The 1409-nt window shown below is 39.4% G+C and carries 1 protein-coding gene; it reads right to left on the minus strand.

Annotated features, from left to right (window positions below; genetic code table 11):
* Positions 1–254 precede the first annotated feature (254 nt).
* On the minus strand, positions 255–1091 hold the full coding sequence (locus ACYQ2O_RS12250; protein ID WP_346025008.1) for an HAD family hydrolase: 837 nt from the start codon (positions 1089–1091) through the stop codon (positions 255–257).
* Positions 1092–1409: the final 318 nt, after the last annotated feature.

Genomic DNA, 1409 nt, shown 5'->3' on the forward strand with positions numbered 1-1409 from the left:
GTTTAGTTTCACTAAACCAACTGGCAGAGTCTGCTTACTTAAGATATTGAACCGCCGTATACGGAACCGTACGTACGGTGGTGTGAGAGGTCGACTAGTCAATTAATGACTAGTCTCCTACTCGATTATTATATCGAGAATAATAATAAGAGGAACAACAGTAAGAGATATGGTATTGTGTTTGGTATATTTAACAGTGACTTATAAGAGAGTAAATGAATGTATTACTTCTTCTATAAGTACTCACAATTATCCTAAATCAATCCAAAGTGCTTGAAGGCATTGTACAATCCGTCGTTTTCTACATCATCTGTGATATAGTCGGCCATTTCTTTGATCTCAGGTCCACCGTTGCCCAAAGCGACACCCGTTGTGCAGTATTCGAGCATCGGAATATCCACTTTTGCATCTCCAAAGGCAATGGTGTGTTTGTTCGATTTCTTTAAATGGGTCATAAGTAAATCTAAAGCTGTCTGTTTATCAATATTTTCCAAGGCAACATCTCCAAACAAAGCAGTTTCTCCTGCACCGCCCCAGGTTCCTACTTTAAAGTCACTGAACACTTCTCTAGCTTCCAGATAATCATTGTAATGATCCAGAAGAAAACTGATTTTATTTACCTTTTCACGATACAGGTCTTCACCAAAAATCATTTCCGGGAAGACGTCTTTTATAGTTAAGCGGTCGGCGTCTTCCTTACCTTTGCGGGCACTGTATATTTGAATAGTCTTCTGGGCTTTCTCTGCAAAGTATTCACTGCCATACAATCCTTCATTACTTTCCAGGTAAAATTCAAGTCCTTTGCCATGCAGCCAATCTACGATCTTTCTGCAGCCATCGTAGGTGAGACTGCGTTCAGCAATGACTTTTCCGTCACTCTCGATATAACTGCCGTTTCCGCCAATGTATCCGTCAAAACCTATAGCCAGTATTTCTTCGTACATCTCAGCTTTGCTGCGTCCAGTGACTGTATATATTTTATGGCCGTTTTTTTGAGCGAGTTTAATTGCCGTGACTGCACTTTCCGGCAGCTTATTTTCATAGGTAACCAATGTCCCGTCCACATCTAAGAATACATAATGTCTATCCACTTTATTGTCCTCCTTGATTTATGTGTCACTAGTACCAAACAATATCTAAAAAGAAAACCTGAATAACCACCGGCTAAGACACTCGTCTCGTCGGTCAGTTATTCAGGTTTTGCCTAGTCGAACTAGTCACAATCCTTATTTATCTATAGTATACCAGATATTATCGGCTTTTCCAGATGCTCATTCATTACTGTATGTGTCAAGACTTTGGCGGAAACTTTTTTTCTAGAGATGGTAACTCTTCAATTTTAATATTAAAATGGCTCATTCTGTGTGTTTCATTACCCAAACATTTTCTTCAGTTGTCCCATTGGACTT

This window comes from Alkalibacterium sp. m-11 (assembly GCF_054658155.1).